This window comes from Streptomyces sp. NBC_00310, assembly GCF_036208085.1.
Taxonomy (GTDB): Bacteria; Actinomycetota; Actinomycetes; order Streptomycetales; family Streptomycetaceae; genus Streptomyces.
This window is the reverse complement of record NZ_CP130714.1, coordinates 7,671,329-7,691,051: the sequence shown is the minus strand read 5'-3', so window position 1 is coordinate 7,691,051 and position 19,723 is coordinate 7,671,329. Positions and strand designations below refer to the sequence as shown.

At 69.7% G+C, this 19,723-nt stretch carries 11 protein-coding genes and 1 pseudogene; 10 read left to right on the top strand and 2 right to left on the bottom strand.

The annotated features are described in order from the left end of the window. Positions 1-30 precede the first annotated feature (30 nt). The 6 genes and pseudogenes from OG202_RS33815 to OG202_RS33790 form a co-directional block, all read left to right on the top strand. Entirely contained in the window at positions 31-1,317 is a 1,287-nt protein-coding gene (locus OG202_RS33815) for a hypothetical protein (protein ID WP_327727754.1), read from the top strand. A 75-nt stretch (positions 1,318-1,392) separates the two neighbouring features. Beyond that, a complete protein-coding gene (locus OG202_RS33810) occupies positions 1,393-1,623 on the top strand; it encodes a hypothetical protein (RefSeq protein WP_326577254.1) in 231 nt (76 codons plus the stop codon). Positions 1,624-1,932: 309 nt separating this feature from the next. Next, positions 1,933-4,002 (top strand): M4 family metallopeptidase, encoded by a 2,070-nt coding sequence (locus OG202_RS33805; RefSeq protein WP_326577256.1) that lies wholly within the window; start codon positions 1,933-1,935, stop codon positions 4,000-4,002. Between the two features lie 317 nt (positions 4,003-4,319). Continuing rightward, positions 4,320-5,981 (top strand): M4 family metallopeptidase, encoded by a 1,662-nt coding sequence (locus OG202_RS33800; RefSeq protein ID WP_326577258.1) that lies wholly within the window; start codon positions 4,320-4,322, stop codon positions 5,979-5,981. 95 nt (positions 5,982-6,076) lie between these two features. After that, a complete protein-coding gene (locus OG202_RS33795) occupies positions 6,077-6,610 on the top strand; it encodes a DUF1990 family protein (protein ID WP_326577260.1) in 534 nt (177 codons plus the stop codon). 196 nt (positions 6,611-6,806) lie between these two features. Beyond that, positions 6,807-8,147 (top strand): annotated as a pseudogene (locus tag OG202_RS33790) (AAA family ATPase); the annotation flags it as partial. A 760-nt stretch (positions 8,148-8,907) separates the two neighbouring features. Here OG202_RS33790 and OG202_RS33785 read toward each other — a convergent pair. Both OG202_RS33785 and OG202_RS33780 read right to left on the bottom strand, forming a co-directional pair. Further along, positions 8,908-9,222: a hypothetical protein gene (locus tag OG202_RS33785; RefSeq protein ID WP_326577262.1), complete on the bottom strand. Its 315-nt coding sequence runs from the start codon at positions 9,220-9,222 to the stop codon at positions 8,908-8,910. A gap of 564 nt (positions 9,223-9,786) precedes the next feature. Beyond that, a complete protein-coding gene (locus OG202_RS33780; protein ID WP_328224046.1) occupies positions 9,787-12,417 on the bottom strand; it encodes a glycosyltransferase family 1 protein in 2,631 nt (876 codons plus the stop codon). A 412-nt stretch (positions 12,418-12,829) separates the two neighbouring features. On the opposite strand from OG202_RS33780, the gene OG202_RS33775 reads away from it, so the two are divergent. The 4 genes from OG202_RS33775 (at position 12,830) to OG202_RS33760 (ending at position 19,695) form a co-directional block, all read left to right on the top strand. After that, entirely contained in the window at positions 12,830-14,062 is a 1,233-nt protein-coding gene (locus OG202_RS33775) for a S8 family peptidase (RefSeq protein WP_328224045.1), read from the top strand. Positions 14,063-14,290: 228 nt separating this feature from the next. After that, positions 14,291-16,429 carry an alpha-1,4-glucan--maltose-1-phosphate maltosyltransferase gene (locus tag OG202_RS33770; RefSeq protein ID WP_328224044.1) on the top strand — a complete coding sequence of 713 codons (2,139 nt, stop codon included), beginning with the start codon at positions 14,291-14,293 and terminating at the stop codon, positions 16,427-16,429. After that, positions 16,426-18,144 carry a maltose alpha-D-glucosyltransferase gene (gene treS, locus OG202_RS33765; RefSeq protein ID WP_326577270.1) on the top strand — a complete coding sequence of 573 codons (1,719 nt, stop codon included), beginning with the start codon at positions 16,426-16,428 and terminating at the stop codon, positions 18,142-18,144. The genes OG202_RS33770 and treS overlap by 4 nt, the downstream gene beginning before the upstream one ends. Before the next feature lie 93 nt (positions 18,145-18,237). Then, entirely contained in the window at positions 18,238-19,695 is a 1,458-nt protein-coding gene (locus OG202_RS33760) for a maltokinase N-terminal cap-like domain-containing protein (RefSeq protein WP_328224043.1), read from the top strand. The last annotated feature ends 28 nt before the right edge of the window (positions 19,696-19,723 follow it).

Genomic DNA, 19,723 nt, shown 5'->3' with positions numbered 1-19,723 from the left:
GTCTGCCGCTCCGCCCCCTCTCCTGATTGAATGATCAAGGTCGATTCGACGGGGGACGTCATGGAGTGGGAGACCGTGTTCGGGGCGGCCGGACTGTTGGTCGCGGTCGTGGCCGCGATGCTCGCCTACGCGCCGCAGCGGCTGGCGAGCCGGGAGCGGAGTGTCGCGCTGTTCGTCCGCACCCGGCAGCATCTACGGCTCCGACGAACGGAGTTGACCACGGCGTGCCACGGTGCCCAGGCGGCACACCGCGCGGACCCGGAGCTGCCCCTGCTGACCCGGCCCGGCTGGATCCCGCCCCGGCCGCTCCCCCTGGACGCCATCCGGATGACGTTGCGTGATACCAGGCCCGAGGAGCGGCTGGACGGCTCCCGCGCGACGTTGCACCGCTACTGGCCGCGCGGCGAGAGCACCGGCCGGCTGACCGCCTACTCGGCCGCGATCGAGGCGTACGACCGCCCCACCGTCTGGTTCAACGGCCCCTCGTACCGCCTGCTGGAGGTCGCCGCCCCGCCGGCGGACGCCCCGGAGGCCGGGCTCGACCTCACCTTCTCCCTCAGCCACTACTTCGACGGCCTGGACACCGGCGAGGCCCTCGCGTACGAGGCGGCGCTGCGCGATCTGCGCGGCAGGGGCAAGGGCGGGGGCAGGCCGCCGGCAGGCCCCTACCGGCGCAGGCTGGGCAGCCCCTTCGCGCTGGGCGCACGGGCCGCGCTCCCGGGGATCAGCACCCTGACGATCCGGATCGAGGACGGCCGGCCGTACTTCTTCCTGCACCGGCGCGAGGCGGGCAAGGTCGCCGTGGCGACGGGCATCACGCACGTCGTTCCGGCCGGGGAGTTCCAGCCGCATACGGACGCCCTGCCCGTCTGGCGGTCCGACCTCGACCTGTGGCGCAACACGATGCGCGAGTACGCGGAGGAATTCCTCGGCGCGGCCGACGCCACCGGTGACGGCGGCGTGACCATCGACTACGAGCGCGACCTCCCGTACGCGGACTTCCAGCGGGCCGTGCACGAGGGCCGGGCGCGCGTGCGGTTCCTCGGCCTCGGACTGGACCCGCTGCCCTGGAAGCCCGAGATCTGCCTGGTCTGCGTATGGGACGCGGCCGCCTTCGACGAGATCTTCGCGGCGATGGGCGAACGCAACGAGGAGGGCGTCCTCGTCGTCGGCAGCCGTACCGGCACGGCTTACCAGGGCATCCCCTTCACCGAGGAGAACGTCCTCGGCTACGCGACCCACCCGGGCACCCTCGCGGCGGGCCGCACCTGCCTCGCACTCGCCTGGCGGTGGCGCCGCGAACTGGGCCTCGGCTGACGGGCGGGCACGACGCCGTACGAGAATGCCCGACAGCCCGACAGCCCGACGAGAACGAGGAGTTGCCGCACCTTGATGCCCCCGACGTGTGCCGTATGCCCGGCTTCCCTGCATGACGGCAGGGAACTCACGGAGTTCGCTCTGGTGTATTTCCAGGGGAACTTCACGTATCCCGTGGGCTGGGTCGGACACCCGCCGAACGCCGTGTGGTTCTGCACCGACCACGCGCCTCTCGCCGAGGGGCTGACCGGCCTGCCGGCCGGCGAGGCGCTGGAGGAGATCAGGCAGCGGATGGCGCGGAGCTGATCAGACGCGTCGCCCGCGCACAGCGAAACGGTCCGTAGAGCGAACGGTCCGTATAGCGAACATGACCAACCGGGCAACGGACGATTTCCGGCCAACTTGTTGACGCGCTCCTGACAGGACCCACAGTCTCCTGCCACTCTGCCCACAACCGCGACACAGCAACCTCACAAGCAGGGCTCGCCGTGCCGCGAAGCACCCCCCACGCATGTGGTTTAAGCGTTCACCAGTTCTCACCTTGTTCTGCCCGGGCGGCCACCAGCCGTCCGGTCTCCCCTGGCCGCGCGAACCGCGGCCACGCAGAAGGAGTCAGTGTTGAGACGCCAGTCCCACAGACGCACCTCCCACACCGGTAACACTTTCGGCCACAGCGCCCGCCGGCGCGCGGCCGCCGGCGCGCTCGTCGCCGTCACCGCCCTGTTGGCCACGGCCGTCCAGTCGGGCGCCGCCACCGCCGCCCCGGAGAAGGCACCGTCGGCCGCGGGCAAGGCCGGCCAGGGCGCGGTCCCGGTCAAGCTCACCCCCGCCCAGCGGGCCGAGCTGATACGCGAGGCCAACGCCACGAAGGCGGAGACCGCCGAGGAGCTGAACCTCGGCGCGAAGGAGAAGCTCGTCGTCCGTGACGTGGTCAAGGACCGCGACGGCACCGTGCACACCCGGTACGAGCGGACGTACGACGGCCTCCCGGTCCTCGGCGGCGACCTGGTCGTCGAGACCTCGAAGGCGGGCGAGACCGAGGGCATCGTCAAGGCCACCAAGGCGAAGATCGGTGTCCCCTCGCTGACGCCCACCGTCACCAAGGCCAAGGCCGAGAAGCAGGCGCTCGGCGCGGCGAAGGCCGAGGACGCCAAGAGCCCCGAGGTCAACCGCGCGCCCCGCAAGGTCGTCTGGGCCGCGAGCGGCAAGCCCGTCCTCGCCTACGAGACGGTCGTCGGCGGCTTCCAGCACGACGGCACCCCGCAGGAGCTGCACGTCGTCACCGACGCCACCAGCGGCGCGAAGCTGTACGAGTGGGAGGCGGTCGAGACCGGCACCGGCAACACGGTGTACAGCGGCTCGGTGACCCTCGGCACCACGCAGTCCGGCTCGACGTACAACCTCACCGACGGCGCGCGCGGCAACCACAAGACGTACAACCTGAACCGCGGCACCTCCGGTACCGGGACCCTGTTCTCCGGCCCCGACGACGTGTGGGGCAACGGCGCCCCGTCGAACCTGGAGTCGGCCGCCGCCGACGCCCACTACGGCGCCGCGCTGACCTGGGACTACTACAAGAACGTGCACGGCCGCAGCGGCATCCGCGGTGACGGCGTCGGCGCCTACTCGCGTGTGCACTACGGCAACAACTACGTCAACGCGTTCTGGCAGGACACCTGCTTCTGCATGACGTACGGCGACGGCTCGGGCAACGCCAACCCGCTGACGTCGATCGACGTGGCCGCCCACGAGATGACCCACGGCCTCACCTCCAACACGGCGGGTCTCAACTACTCCGGTGAGTCCGGCGGCCTGAACGAGGCCACCTCGGACATCTTCGGCTCGACGGTCGAGTTCTACGCGGCGAACTCCTCCGACGTCGGTGACTACCTCATCGGCGAGGAGATCAACATCAACGGCGACGGCACGCCGCTGCGTTACATGGACAAGCCCAGCAAGGACGGCTCGTCCAAGGACGCCTGGTACTCGGGCATCGGCTCGATCGACGTGCACTACTCGTCGGGCCCCGCGAACCACTTCTTCTACCTCCTCTCCGAGGGCAGCGGCGCCAAGACCATCAACGGCGTCAGCTACGACTCGCCCACCTCGGACGGCCTCCCGGTGACGGGCATCGGCCGCGCCAAGGCGGAGCAGATCTGGTTCAAGGCGCTGACCACGAAGTTCACGTCGACGACCAACTACGCGGCGGCCCGCACCGGCACGCTCGCGGTCGCCGGTGAGCTGTACGGCACCACGTCCGCCGAGTACACGGCGGTGCAGAACGCGTGGGCGGGCATCAACGTGGGCACGCGGCCCGGCGGCGGCGGGGGCGGCGGTACGTCGTTCGAGAGCACGACCGACGTATCGATTCCGGACAACGGCGCGGCGGTCACCTCGCCGATCACCGTCTCCGGCCGGACCGGCAACGCGCCCTCGAACCTCGCGGTCGCCGTGGACATCGTCCACACCTACGTCGGTGACCTCCAGGTCCAGCTGGTCGCTCCCGACGGCACGGCGTACACCATGAAGGCGTACGGCGCCGGTGGCAGCTCGGACAACCTCAACACCACGTACACCGTGAACGCGTCCTCCGAAGTCGCCAACGGCGTATGGCAGTTGAGGGTCCAGGACAACGCGGCCCGGGACACCGGATACATCAACAGCTGGAAGCTGACGTTCCCGTAGGGCGCGGCACGGCCCTTCGTATACAGGGCCCGGCACGAGCGTGACGTGACAGGGCGCCGCCCCGGTGGATCCAACTCCCCGGGGCGGCGCCTTCTTTGCCGTTCACCGGGACCTGCTTTGCCGCCCCTTTGCCGCGTTCGAAACCGTTTTACATGGCGGCAACATTTCCGGACGGTTGACTTTCGGCCAACATCACTTTGCCCTCCTGACATGTACGCGCCCGGGGTGCCACTCTTCACCCACCCGCCGCACTCGTAACTTCAGATCCGCCGGACGGCACCCCCATGACGTCCGGTCTCCCCCACCAAGGAGCATGAGTGACTCCGTTCTACGCGCGTCGCAAGCGAACCACGCTGGCCATCGCGACCGCTGTCGCCGCCGGCGCGCTGCTGACCACCGGACTGACCTCCGGTGCCACCGCCCAGCCCGCGCCCGTCGCGGACAAGGCCCAGCCGGCCGGCGCCCCGGCCCCGCTGACCCCCGCCGCGCGCACGGCCCTGATCAAGAAGGCGGACGCGGCCACGGCCGAGACCGCCGACGAGATAGGCCTGGGCGCCAAGGAGGAGCTGGTCGTCCGCGACGTCCTCAAGGACGCGGACGGCACCGTCCACACGCGCTACGAGCGCACCTTCGGCGGCCTCCCGGTGCTCGGCGGCGACCTGGTCGTCCACGAGTCCAAGGCCGGCGACATCAAGAGCATCACCAAGGCCACCGACGCCTCCGTCAAGGTCTCCGACCTCACCGCGGACGTCACCAAGGCCACCGCCGAGAAGCAGGCGCTGAAGGCCGCCAAGGCCGAGGGCTCGACGAAGACCGAGGCGGACAAGGCGCCGCGCAAGGTCGTGTGGGCGGCGAACGGCAAGCCCGCGCTCGCCTACGAGACGGTCGTCGGCGGCTTCCAGCACGACGGCACCCCGCAGGAGCTCCACGTCATCACCGACGCGGAGACCGGCAAGAAGCTGTACGAGTTCGAGGCCATCCAGACCGGCACCGGCAACAGCCAGTACAACGGCACGGTCACCATCGGCACGACCCTGTCGGGCTCGACGTACAACCTGACGGACGCCACCCGTGGCAGCCACAAGACGTACAACAAGGCCCGCGCCACGTCGTCCTCGGCCGGCACGCTCTTCACCGACGCCAACGACGTCTGGGGCACCGGCACCGCGACGAGCTCCTCGACCGACCAGAACGCCGCGGTGGACGCCCACTACGGCGCCCAGGTCACCTGGGACTTCTACAAGAACGTCCTCGGCCGCAACGGCATCAAGAACAACGGCGTCGCCGCGTACTCCCGTGTCCACTACGGCAACGCGTACGTCAACGCCTTCTGGTCCGACAGCTGCTTCTGCATGACGTACGGCGACGGCGACGGCAACGTCAAGCCGCTCACCTCCCTGGACGTGGCCGGCCACGAGATGACCCACGGCCTGACCTCGAACACGGCCGGCCTCAACTACTCCGGCGAGTCCGGCGGCCTGAACGAGGCCACCTCGGACATCCTCGGCACGGCGGTCGAGTTCTACGCCGCCAACTCCAAGGACCCGGGCGACTACCTCATCGGCGAGAAGGTCGACATCCGCGGCAACGGCACCCCGCTGCGCTACATGGACCAGCCCAGCAAGGACGGCAACTCGGCCAACTACTGGTCGTCGTCGCTGGCCGGCCTGGACGTCCACTACTCGTCGGGCCCGGCGAACCACTTCTTCTACCTCCTCTCCGAGGGCAGCGGTTCGAAGACGATCAACGGGGTGGCGTACAACTCCCCCACCTCCAACGGCGCCACGATCACCGGCATCGGCCGCGCCAAGGCCGTCCAGATCTGGTACAAGGCGCTGAGCACGTACATGACCTCGACGACCAACTACAAGGGCGCCCGCACGGCGACCCTGAACGCGGCGTCCTCCCTCTACGGCGCCGGCAGCACGGAGTACGCGGCCGTGAACGCGGCGTGGGCGGCGGTCAACGTCAACGCCTGACCTGACGTGGTGGTGCAGGCGCAGGTGTAGATGTAGGTGACTGGGGCGGTACCCGGAGAGAAGGCGACTCCGGGTGCCGCCCTAGTCTTTGCGCCATGCCCGAAACCAAAGGCCCGCTCCCCGAGGGCCCCTTCACCTACGCCGCGGTCGGCGCGACCCGTGAGGGCCACTGCCCACCCGACTTCAGCCCCCTCCACGTCCGCTCCCGCATAGGCGAGGGCACGGACGTGTTCGAGCGGGCCGCGCACGCCGTCCGCACCTGGGAGATGCACCGAGCGATGGGCGTCGGCATACAGGCCTCCGCCCCCGAGGCGTCCCCCGGCGTCGACGTCACCGTCACCCTGGGCGGCGTCATCAAGGCCCCCTGCCGCGTCGTCTGGACGGTCGACGAACCCCGCCGCAAAGGCTGGGCCTACGGCACGCTCCCGGGCCACCCGGAGTGCGGCGAGGAGGCCTTCATAGTCGACCGCACGGGAGACGGCACGGTCTGGCTGACGATCACGGCCTTCAGCCGCGGGGCGAAGTGGTACGCCCGGGCGGGCGGGGCCGCGACCAGGGGGCTGCAGCATGCTTATGCGCGGCGGTGCGGGGTGGTGTTGCGGAGGCTGGCGGGGGACCCAAAGGAGTGAACCCGCGCCGTAGCGGGCTACGACGGATTCCGTCTAACTAGACTTAGACAGAATCCGGCAGCCGACCGGCAGGAGTCTCCTTGTGGGAGAACGCGACGCTCAGCGCCCGCCAGTTCCGGCCAAGCCCGGCAGGCTGGTCGACCGTGATCGAGAATGGGCGCTGCTCACCGATTTCCTGAGCGATCCGTCGCCCGAGATGCGGCTGGGCATCGTGTCCGGTCGGCGACGCCACGGCAAGTCGTTCCTCCTACGAGCCCTGTGCGAGGAATACGGCGGTCTGTACGTCACCGCGGTCAGGGAGGAAGGCCGTCTCCCGGCTCTACGGCGTTTCAGCGAGGCGATCGCCGCGCACGCCGGCCTACGCCCAGGCACCCTGAATCTTCCCGACTGGCGAGAGGTTCTGACCAACGCCCTGGACGTCGCGGCCCGCAGCTCTGCGACCCCCCTCCTGATCATCGACGAACTCCCGTATCTGCTCCAGCACTCCCCCGAACTGCCGGGCCTGATCCAGCTCCTCTACGACGAGCACCAGTGGCACGAGGGTGTCGGCGCGCGGATCATCATGTGCGGATCCGCCATGAGCGTCATGCACGAGCTGCTGTCGGGTACGAAGCCCCTGCGCGGCCGCGCAGTCATCGATCTACGCCTCGGCGCCTTCGACTTCCGTATGAGCAGGCGGTTCTGGCAGATCGACGATCCCCTCACCGCGCTCCGGGTCCACGCGGTCCTGGGCGGCGCCGCCGGTTACCGTGCCCTCGCCGGCCGCCCGGATCCCAACGCCGACTTCGACGCGTGGGTGACACGGACCCTGCTCGATCCGGGCAGGGCGGTCTACTCCCCCACGGAAACCGAGCATCTGCTGCGCGAAGACCCCCGCATCACCCAGCACACGCTGTACTACGACATCCTCTCCGCCATCGCACAGGGCGCGAGCACTCCCAGCAAGATCGGCGCCGCCCTCGGCCGCCAGCGCAACGCCGTCACGCACCCGCTGGACGTCCTGGAGTCAACGGGCTACATCCACCGGGAGCAGGACCTCCTCCGCGCCCGCCACCCCGTCATCACCCTCACGGACCCGCTGATCCGCTTCAACCAACTCATCACGCTCCCCCAGGTGGCCGCCGTGGAAGAGGGCAATGCCGCAGAAATCTGGCAGACCTCTCTCCCCACCTTCAACTCCAAGATCCTGGGCCCCCACTTCGAAGAACTGGCCCGCACCTGGACCCGCCGCTACGCCCACACGGTCCTCCCGGGCGGTCTCCCGGGCCCGGTCGGCACAACGGAGGTCTCTGACCCGGCAGCCCGCACGAAACACGAGGTGGCCGTCATCGCCCTGGCCCTGGGCGAACGTCCCCAGTCGCCACGCGCCCGCATCGCACTACTGGGCGAGGCCAAGGCGACGGCGGCCCGCTGCGGCATGAGCGACCTCCAACGCCTCGAACGTATCCGGGACTTGCTGTCCGAGCAGGGCCACGACACGAGCGGGGTCACTCTGGCGCTCTTCTCGCTGTACGGCTTCCACGCCGACGTGACGGACCGGGTCATGCGCGTTCTTGCGGCTCTTCCTGAAGGGCCGCCCGATGCTCCCGCCCCTCGGACGCGAGCGGCTCCGCCGGGCGGCCCTCCCATTCCCGCTGCCTGGCGGCCAGGGCCCTCGCCAGCATCTTCGCCCGGTAGGGGTTCGACGCACCCAGGGCCTTCGCCACCTCCACGGCCTCGTCCAACAGGGCCAACCGTCGCTCAGGCAACTCCCGCACCAGGGGCGACGCGCTCGCCTCCACCAGGACGTACGCCAGCTTCGACCCGTACGCCTCCGGCTCGACCTGTGTCAGAAGGCGGTAGATCCACAGCCCCTCGGCACCGCGCACCACCCGCCGGTTGGCACTGAGCAGCCTGACCCTCGCCAGCACGACCATGTCCTGATCCATAGATCCCCTTCGTCCCCCCATCCCCGACCGGCGCACGTCACACGGCGAGACAGCACAGCGAACGCGTCGACAACCGAGAAAGGTTGCCGACGGGTTGGCCGGAGAGTGGATGACGACGAGTCTGGCGCGCGGTACCAGCGGCCACAAGGTCGAACGGACGTGCCGTGCGTCCTACCGAAACCGCCTCCGAACAGGCATGATGGACCTGACACTCACTCAAGTCCCGTCTCCACCACTTGTGTCGACTCAGCCACGGCATCCTGTGCATGAGTGCCAGTTTCTGATCCCGGGTCTGAGTGGCCTTGGGGCCGAAAGCATGTTGCAGAACCGCCGCGACCACGAGTCGGGCGAACCTTCCCGGTCGGAGGGCTACCTCTCGCGCAGTGCCTCGACTTCGGCGGCCAGCACAGTCATGTCGCGTACGTGCGTGTAGTACCTGGTTGCGTACTCGTCGTCGATCGCCGGGAGAACGTTCTGGAACACCGCCGTCAGCCGGATCAAGACTCCACCGCGCTGTTCGTCGAGCGGGCCTTTGAAAACGCCCAGGGCGTAGCCGTAGGCGTCCGCACCAAGCATCACCATGTCCTGGTCCTCGATGTCCAGGCCGCGGAAGCCTGGGGGGAACGGCATGGCCATGTGCTCGGCCAACATCTGAGAGAGCGCGTCGAGCTTCTCTTCGAACATGCACGAGATCCTGCCGGATCCCACCCGGCGAACCCATGCGGTCACAGCACTAGAGATCTTTAAGGGTCCGGGGTACGCGGGGTCGTGACGGCTGTCGTGTGCCGCGCTGCGCCGGAGGAATGAGGTATCCCGATGGTCGTCCCGGTCGACTGGGTCTGCTCGCCGGTCGCGTTGTACTCGTATCCGGCCGACTCCGCGGGGAGGCCACCTGCCGCCGGATGGGACGTCAGGCTGATCGTGGCGTCCAAGCGGTAACCCGTCGCGAAGGACAACGTCTTCGGCACACCCGCCGCGGCCAACTCGTCGGTCTCGGGGAGCAGGAGCTGGCTCTTTTGACCTGGTACAGAGGGTCGTACGGCGTGATCTTCTTCGTGTGCGCCGCACCGGTCACGACCGAACCACCGCCGTAGCGGATCGCCGTGTCGAGCCGCCCCTTGGCCAACGAGTCGAAGATCCAGCCGCGAGCTTGTTCGCGTCCGCATCAGACAGCCGCTGGTCGCGCCGAAGTCCCGGCCCGGACGCTCGGGCGGGGTGGCGGTCTCAACGCCCCCCGCCCGGCCAGGGCTAGCGCATCAACACCCCCGCCTGCTCCCCCATCTCCTCCGAAGGCACCGCCACCAGCCCCAGTTCGGCGGCCGAGGCGAGCAGGCGGTGGGCGGGCAGGATGCGGACCGTGTAGCCGAAGGAGCCCGTGCGGTCGAGGGAGAGTGGGCCCTCGTAGGACCAGCGACCCTCCCCGTCGGGGCCGCCGACCGGCTTCAGCGGGACGTACGTCGCGTCGGTGATGCGGTCGTCCGTGTCGACGCGGCCGGAGACGGCCTGGACCTCGACGTCGTCCGGGACCAGGTCGCCCAGACCGACCCGGACGCGCAGCACCAGCGTCGCGCCGAGCTCGGCGGCCGTACTGAGAGGAGCCGCCGAGGTCTCCACATGGTCCACGGTCACCCGGTGCCAGGCGCCCCGCACGCGGGCCTTCCACTCGGCAAGTTCCCGGGCCACGTCCGGGGCCAGCGACCGGTGGGCCCGGGCGGCCGGGGCGTACAGGCGCTCCACGTACTCCCGGACCATGCGGCCGGCGAGCACCTTCGGCCCGAGGTGGGTGAGGGTCTGGCGGACCATCTCGATCCAGCGGTCGGGCAGGCCGCCCTGGCCGCGCTCGTAGAAGCGCGGGGCGACCCGCTGTTCCAGCAGGTCGTAGAGGGCCGACGCCTCCAGGTCGTCCCGGCGGTCGTCGTCCGTCGCCGTGCCGTCGGCGGTGGGGATCGCCCAGCCGAAGTCCGGCCGGAACCATTCGTCCCACCAGCCGTCCAGCACCGACAGGTTCAGACAGCCGTTCAGCGCCGCCTTCATCCCGCTCGTCCCGCACGCCTCCAGGGGGCGGAGAGGGTTGTTGAGCCACACGTCGCAGCCCGGGTACAGCTTCTGGGCCATCGCCATGCCGTAGTCCGGCAGGAACACGATCCGGTGGCGTACGCGTGGATCGTCCGCGAACCGCACGAGCTCCTGGATCAGGCGTTTTCCGCCGTCGTCCGCCGGGTGCGCCTTGCCCGCGATCACGATCTGCACCGGTCGCTCCGGGTGGAGCAGCAGATCCATCAGACGGTCCTGATCGCGCAGCATCAGCGTCAGACGCTTGTAGGACGGGACTCTGCGCGCGAAGCCGATGGTCAGGACGTCCGGGTCCAGCACCCCGTCGATCCAGCCGAGTTCGGCGGTGCCGGCGCCGCGCTGCCGCCAGGAGGCGGCCAGGCGTTCCCGTACCTCCATGACCAGTTGCTCGCGCAGGTCCCGGCGCAGCTCCCAGATGTCCTGGTCGGGGATGTCACCGACGGAGTCCCAGCGTTCGGAGCCGCCGACCGTCATGGCGTCCTCGGTCCGCTGGGCGCCGATCTGCCGGGCGCCGAGGCGGAAGACCTCCGGGGCCACCCAGGTCGGGGCGTGGACGCCGTTGGTGACCGAGGTGATCGGGACCTCGTCCGGGTCGAAGCCCGGCCACAGTCCCGAGAACATGTCCCGGCTGACGTGCCCGTGCAGCAGGGAGACGCCGTTGGCGCGCTGGGCGAGCCGGAGCCCCATCACCGCCATGTTGAAGACGTTCGGGTCGCCGTCCGCGTACGTCTCCATGCCGAGGCCCAGGATGCGGCCCACGTCGATGCGCGGGAGTTCGGCGTCGGGGCCGAAGTGGCGGGCGACCAGTTCACGGTCGAAGCGGTCGATGCCGGCGGGAACGGGGGTGTGGGTGGTGAAGACCGTGCCGGAGCGGACCGCTTCCAGGCCGGCGTCGAAGTCGAGCCCCTCGTCGCAGAGTTCGGCGATGCGTTCCAGGCCGAGGAAGCCGGCGTGGCCCTCGTTGGTGTGGAACACCTCGGGTCCGGCGTGGCCGGTGAGCCGGCAGTACGTACGGACGGCCCGCACTCCTCCTATGCCGAGCAGCATCTCCTGGAGGAGCCGGTGTTCGCTGCCGCCGCCGTAGAGCCGGTCGGTCACCCCGCGTTCGCCGAGGTCGTTCTCCTCGACGTCCGAGTCGAGCAGCAGCAGCGGTACCCGGCCCACCTGGGCCTGCCAGATCCGGGCGTGCAGCCAGCGCCCGCCGGGGAGGGCCAGGTCGACCTGGGCAGGTGAGCCGTCGGGCTCCCGCAGCGGTACCAGGGGCAGCTCGTTCGGGTCGAGCACCGGGTAGTGCTCCTGCTGCCAGCCGTCCCGGGACAGGGACTGCCGGAAGTAGCCGTGGCGGTAGAGCAGGCCGACGCCGATCAGCGGGACGCCGAGGTCACTGGCCGCCTTCAGATGGTCGCCGGCGAGGATGCCGAGGCCGCCGGAGTACTGCGGCAGCGCGGCCGTGATGCCGAACTCGGGCGAGAAGTAGGCGATGGCGGCCGGGAGTTCGGACGTCTGCGCCTGCCCCTGGTACCAGCGGTCCCCGGTGACGTAGTCGCGCAGGTCGTCGGCGACCGCGGTCAGCCGGCGCAGGAAGCGCCGGTCCTCGGCGAGTTCGGCCAGGCGTCGGACGGAGACGGAGCCGAGGAGGCGTACGGGGTCGCCGCCGGAGGCGGCCCAGCGCTCGGGATCGACCGACTGGAAGAGGTCACGGGTCTCCGCGTGCCAGGACCAGCGCAGATTGCGCGCCAGTTCGCTGAGCGGGTGGAGGGCTTCGGGCAGGACGGGTCGGACGGTGAATCTGCGGATGGCCTTCACAGAGGGTTCCACCTTCGCGCCAGGACGTACGGGCCGGGGGACGCACTCCGCTGTGCGCCGTTCGTCTCCCCCCGACGGTAGCGGCGCGAGGGCCCGGCAACCACGGTGCGTCCTCCGGTATGCGATTACGGCGCATCCGTACCCCGGCCGCCCGGCCGGGCAGTCCGCCCCGGCCCGTTCAGTCCTGAATTCGCCGCAACCCAGGCGCAACCTTCACATGTACCCCACGGGCGATATGGCCGATTCCACCCCTCTGCGCGGCCTTGTGGCGCTTCACACCGCACGAGAGGCTTCCCAGTGGCGCACCACCGGCCGACCTCGGCCGAATCCGGTGGACCCCGGCAGCCCGCCACGACCGGCTTCCGGCGAACCCCGGTGCGGGTGCGCCGTGTCGAGGAGGGGGTTCTCACCCATGCACCACCTGGCAGAGGCGAGAAACAGGCGTACGCGCTGGGCGGGAGGGCTCACCGCGGTGATGACGGCCGCGACGCTTTCGGCCATCACCCTGCCCGCGCAGGCCGCTCCGGAGGGGTTCGTCCACGGGGCCGGTGGTCCCGGTTCCGTCAGCGGCAGTTACATAGTCACCCTCAAGGGGGGAACGAAGGCACCGTCGAAGGCCGGAAAGGGCATAGCGACGAAGTACGGGGCGAAAATACGCCACATGTACAGCAACGCCCTGAACGGATATTCCGTGAGGGCCGACGAGAAACAGGCCAGGCGACTCGCGGCGGACTCCCGTGTGGCCTCGGTCGTCCAGGACACGAAGGTCACCTACGACCACCGGCGGATCGCGCCCGGCCACCGGCAGCCCGCTCCGCCCTCTTGGGGCCTGGACCGCGTCGACCAGTCGAACCTGCCGCTCGACAGGAATTACACCTGGCCCGAGCCGGCGGGCAAGGGCGCCACCGTCTACGTGATCGACACCGGCATACGGATCACGCACAAGGACTTCGGCGGCCGGGCCCGTCACGGCTGGGACTTCGTGCAGAACGACAGGACCGCGCAGGACGGCAACGGCCACGGCACCCATGTCGCGGGCACCGTCGCCGGCACCACCTACGGCGTCGCCAAGAAGGCCGAGGTCGTCGCCGTACGGGTGCTCGACGACGCGGGCGGGGGGACGACCGCCCAGGTCATCGCGGGTATCGACTGGGTCACCGAGCACGCGAGGAAGCCGGCCGTGGCCAACATGAGCCTCGGTGGCCCCGGCAACGCCCAACTCGACGCGGCCGTACGCAACTCCATAGCGTCCGGGGTCACCTACACGGTCGCCGCGGGCAACGACGCGCTCGCCGCCGGCCTCTACTCGCCCGCCCGCGTCAAGCAGGCGATCACGGTCGGGGCCACCGACAAGAAGGACGTCCGCGCCGACTTCTCGAACTGGGGCCCGAGCCTGGATCTGTTCGCCCCCGGCGCGTCCATCACCTCCGCTTCCCACAGGAGTGACACCGCGAAGGCGACCCATTCCGGTACGTCCATGGCCTCGCCGCACGCCGCGGGCGCGGCGGCCCTGTATCTGGCCGAGCATCCACGGGCCACACCGGCCGAGGTGGCCAAGGCGCTGGCGAAGCGTTCGGTTTCGGGCAAGGTCAAGGACAGATATCCGGGCTCCCCGAACAGACTTCTCCAAGTCGACAACCCGTAGGAGCTCGTAACACCACAGGTGAACGGCGCTTTACCCAGAGCGACTACAGTGACCGGCCTCGCCCCTCTCGGACGAGGCCGGTCTTGTGTGTAGACATACGCGTGAGTAGTTAACAAAGTGCCGGAATGCCCACCCGCACTGTGTGGGAAGGCTCCACCGGTAGTCCCGCTGGCCCCACCTCCCCACACCCTCATCCGCCCACCCACGTTGACGCGGACAGGAGCGGTCATGCCCGCCACGCACCACTCGTCAGCACCCCCGACGACCAGTACCACCACCGCCACACCCGACAGCACCGCCGCACGCCCCGCACGCCGGGCGCGCACCGGCCCGCCCACGCCGGACACGCCGCCCCCCGCGCTCCCGAAGACCCCGGGCGCCCCCACCATCGGGCGGATACCGGTCTTCGACGTACGGCCGACGGTCCACCACGGCCGCCGACCGGCGAAAGCCGTCGTGGGCGAGGCGTTCGAGATCTCGGCCGTCGTCATCCGCGAGGGCCACGACGCGGTCGCCGCCAACGTCGTGCTCAGGGACCCGGAGGGCCGCCCGGCCGACTGGACCCCGATGCGCGAACTCGCCCCCGGCACCGACCGCTGGGGCGCCACCGTCTCCGTACCGAGCGAGGGCGTCTGGTCCTATGCCGTGGAGGGCTGGGGCGACCCGGTCACCACCTGGCGCCATCACGCCCACATCAAGATCCCGGCCGGCATCGACACCGAACTCGTCCTGGAGGAGGGCGCCCGCCTCCACGAACGCGCCGCCGACCACATCCCCGAGGGCAAGAGCGGCCGCGGCACCCTCCTCGCCGCCGTGGACGCGCTGCGGGACACCGCCCGGCCCGCGTCCTCCCGTCTGGCGGCGGCGTTGGCGCCGGAGGTGGACGAGGTCCTGACCCGCCACCCCCTGCGGGAACTGGTCACGTCGTCGGAGCCGTTGCCGCTGCTGGTGGAACGGGAACGGGCCCTGTTCGGCTCCTGGTACGAGTTCTTCCCGCGTTCCGAGGGCACCCCCGAGCAGCCCCACGGCACGTTCCGCACCGCCGCCCGCCGCCTGCCCGCCATCGCCCGGATGGGCTTCGACGTCGTCTACCTCCCCCCGATCCACCCCATCGGCACCACCTTCCGCAAAGGCCGCAACAACACCCTCTCCCCCACCCCGGACGATGTGGGTGTGCCGTGGGCGATCGGCTCCCCGGAGGGCGGCCACGACGCCGTCCACCCGGATCTGGGCACCATCGACGACTTCGACCACTTCGTCACCGAAGCCCGGGCACTGGGCCTGGAAGTCGCCCTGGACTTCGCGCTGCAGTGCTCCCCGGACCACCCCTGGGTGCACAAACACCCCGAGTGGTTCCACCACCGCCCGGACGGCACGATCGCCTACGCGGAGAACCCGCCGAAGAAGTACCAGGACATCTACCCCATCGCCTTCGACGCCGACATGCCCGGCCTCGTCGCCGAAACGACACGGGTGCTGCGGCACTGGATGGACCACGGGGTACGGATCTTCCGCGTCGACAATCCCCACACCAAACCGGTCGTCTTCTGGGAACAGGTGATCGCCGACGTCAACGCCACCGACCCCGACGTCATCTTCCTGGCCGAGGCCTTCACCCGCCCGGCGATGATGCACACCCTGGCCGCCACCGGCTTCCAGCAGTCCTACACCTACTTCACCTGGCGCACCACCAAAGCGGAACTCACCGAGTACGCCACTGAACTCGCCGGCGAGGCCGCGAGCTACATGCGGCCGAACTTCTTCGTCAACACCCCCGACATCCTCCACGCCTTCCTCCAGGAAGGCGGCCGCCCCGCCTTCGAACTCCGCGCCGTCCTCGCCGCGACCCTCTCCCCCACCTGGGGCGTGTACTCCGGCTACGAACTGTGCGAGAACACCCCCCTCAAACCCGGCAGCGAGGAGTACCTCGACTCCGAGAAGTACCAACTCCGCCCCCGCGACTGGGACACAGCCGAACAAGACGGACGTACGATCGCCCCATTGCTCGGCAAACTCAACGAGATCAGGCGTCGGAGCCCGGCGCTTCGGCAGTTGCGGAATCTGCACTTCCACCACGCCGACCAGGAAGCGGTGATCGTCTACTCGAAGCGCGCGGGCTCGAACACGGTTCTGGTGGTGGTCAACCTCGACCCCCACCACACCCAGGAGGTCACGGTCTCGTTGGACATGCCGCAACTCGGCCTGGACTGGCATGAGTCCGTGCTGGTGCGCGACGAGCTCACCGGCGAGGTCTACACCTGGGGCAGGAACAACTATGTACGTCTCGAACCGGGCCGCGCGCCCGCGCACGTACTGACCGTCCTGCGACCGTCCAACCCGCAGATCGGGGGGTCACCCACACAATGATCGTCAACGAGCCCGTTCCGGACACCTTCGAGGACACTCCACAGAAGGACCGGGACCCGGACTGGTTCAAACGCGCCGTCTTCTACGAGGTCCTCGTCCGCTCCTTCCAGGACAGCAACGGCGACGGCATCGGCGACCTCAAGGGTCTGACCGCCAAACTCGACTACCTGCAGTGGCTGGGCATCGACTGCATCTGGCTCCCGCCCTTCTTCAAATCGCCCCTGCGCGACGGCGGCTACGACGTCTCCGACTACACCGCCGTCCTCCCCGAGTTCGGCGACCTCGCCGACTTCGTGGAATTCGTCGACGCCGCCCACCAGCGCGGCATGCGCGTCATCATCGACTTCGTCATGAACCACACCAGCGACCAGCACCCGTGGTTCCAGGAATCGAGGAAAGACCCCGACGGGCCCTACGGCGACTACTACGTCTGGGCCGACGACGACAAGCAGTTCCAGGACGCCCGCATCATCTTCGTCGACACCGAAGCCTCCAACTGGACCTTCGACCCGGTGCGCAAGCAGTACTTCTGGCACCGGTTCTTCTCCCACCAACCGGACCTCAACTACGAGAACCCGGCCGTGCAGGAGGAGATGATCTCGGCGCTGCGGTTCTGGCTGGACCTGGGCATCGACGGCTTCCGGCTCGACGCGGTGCCGTATCTGTACCAGCAGGAGGGCACCAACTGCGAAAACCTTCCCGCAACCCATGACTTCCTCAAGCGGGTGCGGAAGCAGATCGACGCGCACTACCCCGACACCGTGCTGCTGGCCGAGGCGAACCAGTGGCCGGAGGACGTCGTCGACTACTTCGGCGACTTCCCCAGCGGCGGCGACGAATGCCACATGGCGTTCCATTTCCCCGTCATGCCACGCATCTTCATGGCCGTGCGCAGGGAATCCCGCTACCCGGTCTCGGAAATCCTCGCCAAGACCCCGGCCATTCCCTCCAGCTGCCAATGGGGCATCTTCCTGCGCAACCACGACGAGCTCACGCTCGAAATGGTCACGGACGAAGAACGCGACTACATGTACGCGGAATACGCCAAAGACCCGCGCATGCGCGCCAACATCGGCATCCGCCGCCGGCTCGCCCCGCTCCTGGACAACGACCGCAACCAGATCGAACTGTTCACCGCCCTGCTGCTGTCCCTGCCCGGCTCGCCGATCCTCTACTACGGCGACGAGATCGGCATGGGCGACAACATCTGGCTCGGCGACCGCGACGCGGTGCGGACACCGATGCAGTGGACGCCGGACCGCAACGCGGGCTTCTCCTCCTGCGACCCGGGGCGGCTGTCGCTGCCGACGATCATGGATCCGGTCTACGGCTACCAGGTCACGAACGTCGAGGCGTCGATGTCGTCGCCCTCGTCGCTGCTGCACTGGACGCGCCGGATGATCGAGATCCGCAAGCAGAACCCGGCGTTCGGCCTCGGCTCGTACACCGAACTCCCGTCGTCGAACCCGGCCGTCCTCGCCTTCCTGAGGGAGGCGCCCTCGTCCGAGGAGAACGGGGACGACCTGGTGCTGTGCGTGAACAACTTCTCCCGTTTCGCGCAGCCCACCGAACTCGATCTGCGCGCCTACGAAGGACGCCACCCCGTCGAACTCATCGGCGGAGTGCGCTTCCCGGCCATCGGCGAACTGCCCTACCTCCTCACCCTCGCGGGCCACGGCTTCTACTGGTTCCGCCTGCGGAAGGACACCGTGTAAGCCCGACCGGAACCCCGGGCGGGCCGGTTTCTCCCGGCCCGCCCGGGGCACGCAGACAGGAACACCCCGCCCCCGGGGAAAGGACGCGACGCCATGTCGGAAGCCGCCACGCACTCCACCGCGACAAGTCCTGCTCCACCGCCCGCCACGGAGCCGACACCCGAGCTGCTCACCTCCCTGGAGCCGCTGCTGCGGGAGTGGCTGCCACGGCAGCGCTGGTTCGCGGGAAAGGGGCGGCCGGTCACCGGGTTCAGCCTGGTGGCGGGGACGGAACTGTTGCCGGTGGGCGCCTCCAAGGCCGGGCTGCTGCATCTCCTCGTACGCGCCCATCAGCCGCTGGTGCCGTCCCAGGGCGCCCCGGCGCACCCCGGCGACTGCTACCAGCTGCTGCTCGGCGTACGCGAGACACTGCCGCCACGGCTGGCGCCCGCGCTGATCGGGCATGTGGCCGACGGGCCGCTGGCCGGGCGGACGGTGTACGAGGCGCTGCACGACCCCCGCCTCGCCGACGTCCTCCTGGAGGCGCTGCGGTCCCAGGCACGCGTCGGTGAGCTGCGCTGCGGCCGGGACATGAGCTACGACATCCCCGAGGGTCTGGTGCCGCGGGTGGCCACCGCCGAGCAGTCCAACTCCTCCATCGTCTACGGCGATACGTTCATTCTGAAGCTGTTCCGCCGGGTCGTGCCCGGGGACAACCCCGACCTCGAACTGCCGCTGACGCTGTCCCGCGAGGGCTGCCCCCGGGTGCCGGCGCCGGTGGCCTGGATGGTGGCGGACCTGGGCCGGGGCACCGAGCCCGGCCCCGACGGCCATCACGTCCTGGGCGTCCTCCAGCCGTTCCTGCACGGCGCGGCGGACGGCTGGGAGCTGGCGCTGAGCGTGCTGGCCAAGAGCGAGGACTTCACCGCCGAGGCGCGCGCGCTGGGGCGAGTGACCGCCGAGGTGCACACCGCGCTGACGCGCTCCCTGCCCACGGTCACCCTGGGGCGACCGCAGCTGGAGTCGCTGGTCGACGGGATGACCGAACGCCTGGAGGCCGCCGCGCAGGCCGTCCCCGCGCTGCGGCCGTACGCGCCCGGCCTGCACACGGCCTTCGAGGCCCTCGCCGACCTGGCCGGCGAGGGCCGCACCTGGACGGCCCAGCGCATCCACGGCGACCTCCACCTCGGCCAGTGTCTCCGCTCTCCGTCCGGGGAGTGGTCCCTCATAGATTTCGAGGGCGAGCCGTCGAAGCCGCTGGCCGAGCGGCGGATGCCACAGCCCGTCGCCCGTGACATCGCCGGCATGCTCCGCTCCTTCGACTACGCCGCGCACTCCCTCCAGCCCCCGGCCGCCGACTGGGCGACCGCCTGCCGGGCCGCGTACTGCTCCGGCTACGCGGACGTCGCCGGCGTCGATCCGCGCACCGATCCCGTGCTGCTGCGGGCGTACGAGACCGACAAGGCCGTGTACGAGGTCCTCTACGAGGCCCGCCACCGCCCCGACTGGCTTCCCGTGCCCCTGGCCGCAGTACACCGCCTCGCCACGGACCCCTGCACCGACACCCCCTGACACCACCCCTCCCGACTGACACCACCCC

What these genes read in the sequence shown, in the direction of transcription:
- OG202_RS33760 (WP_328224043.1), top strand. Translation starts at nt 18,238, where the DNA reads ATGTCGGAAGCCGCCACGCACTCCACCGCGACAAGTCCTGCTCCACCG.
- OG202_RS33795 (WP_326577260.1), top strand. Translation starts at nt 6,077, where the DNA reads ATGCCCGAAACCAAAGGCCCGCTCCCCGAGGGCCCCTTCACCTACGCC.
- OG202_RS33785 (WP_326577262.1), bottom strand. Translation starts at nt 9,222, where the DNA reads ATGTTCGAAGAGAAGCTCGACGCGCTCTCTCAGATGTTGGCCGAGCAC.
- OG202_RS33815 (WP_327727754.1), top strand. Translation starts at nt 31, where the DNA reads ATGATCAAGGTCGATTCGACGGGGGACGTCATGGAGTGGGAGACCGTG.
- treS (WP_326577270.1), top strand. Translation starts at nt 16,426, where the DNA reads ATGATCGTCAACGAGCCCGTTCCGGACACCTTCGAGGACACTCCACAG.
- OG202_RS33810 (WP_326577254.1), top strand. Translation starts at nt 1,393, where the DNA reads ATGCCCCCGACGTGTGCCGTATGCCCGGCTTCCCTGCATGACGGCAGG.
- OG202_RS33770 (WP_328224044.1), top strand. Translation starts at nt 14,291, where the DNA reads ATGCCCGCCACGCACCACTCGTCAGCACCCCCGACGACCAGTACCACC.
- OG202_RS33775 (WP_328224045.1), top strand. Translation starts at nt 12,830, where the DNA reads ATGCACCACCTGGCAGAGGCGAGAAACAGGCGTACGCGCTGGGCGGGA.